This window comes from Streptomyces apricus (assembly GCF_008369065.1).
GTDB classification, from domain to species: domain Bacteria; phylum Actinomycetota; class Actinomycetes; order Streptomycetales; family Streptomycetaceae; genus Streptomyces; species Streptomyces apricus.
Map to the genome: position 1 here is coordinate 1 of NZ_VDFC01000238.1, position 1,051 is coordinate 1,051.

The following is a 1,051-nucleotide window of genomic DNA, read 5'->3' on the forward strand; positions in this document are numbered from 1 at the left end:
GGGGGTTCCCCCGCGCGAGCGCAGCCGGGCGCGGGAGGGGTCCCCGCCGCGGACCGGGAGCCCGGCCGCGCCGTTCGCGTTGACGTCGCTCACTTGGCCGTCTCCATCGTGCTGGCCTCCAGCGACTTGCGCAGCTCGCTGCGGRGTTCGGGGGTCAGCACGTGTCCGGCCCGGCCCACGAAGAGGGCCATGTGGTACGCCACGACGCTCATGTCGCAGTCCGGGGAGCCGTGCACGCCGAGCAGCGAGCCGTCGCTGATCGCCATGACGAAGAGCCCGCCGTCCTCCATCGCGACCATCGTCTGCTTGACGGTTCCGCCGTCCATCAGCTTGGCGGCGCCGACGGCGAGGCTGCCGATGCCGGAGACGATGGTGGCCAGGTCCGCCGCGGAGCCGCGGGGGCCCGAGGGTCTCCCGCCCTCCTGCCGTGCCTGCTCGTTCCTTCCGGGGTCGGAGGAGAGCAGCAACAGGCCGTCGGAGGAGACCACCGCGACCGACAGGATGCCCGGCACCTCCTCGACGAGATTCGTCAGCAGCCAGTGCAGGTTACGGGCCTCATGGCTCAGTCCGAAGGTACTGGACGCGGTCAACTGCTTGCCTCCTCGACTGTGTCCCCCTTGGTTTCTACGGCATGCACGGCAGGCGTCTCCAGCTCCGACGTCTGTTCGGCGATCTCTGCCTCGACGTCGCGGCGACCCTCACTGGCCCCCCGGTGGAATCCGCCGAGGCGGCGTCGCAGTGCCTCGGCGTCGACGGACGTCGTGCGCGGGCCGGCGGCCTGCGCGGGTGCGGAGATCCTCGGGGTCCGCTTGGGCAGCCCCTTGTCGGTGATCCGCTCCGCCGGCTCCTGCGGGCTCCGCTCCCCCTGCGGCCCGTCCGGGACGCGCTCGTGGGTGTCGGGGCCTATGGCGTACGGGTCGGTGGTGCGGTGGTCCGCGGTGCGGTCGGCGCCGGTGGCCTGGGCGGGGATCCGCGCCGCCGGGGTGTCCGAGGCGGCCGCGGCGGCCTGTTCGCGGGGCGGGGCCGGGTCCTCGGTACCGCTCACGGGTGC

General features: G+C 73.5%; 1 protein-coding gene and 1 pseudogene. Both read right to left on the reverse strand.

From position 1 onward, the window contains the following. Window positions 1-89 precede the first annotated feature (89 nt). Entirely contained in the window at window positions 90-590 is a 501-nt protein-coding gene (locus FGF04_RS39420; RefSeq protein ID WP_149516197.1) for a roadblock/LC7 domain-containing protein, read from the reverse strand. After that, a pseudogene (locus FGF04_RS39425) lies at window positions 587-1,051 on the reverse strand (histidine kinase); the annotation flags it as partial. The gene FGF04_RS39420 and the pseudogene FGF04_RS39425, both read right to left, overlap by 4 nt.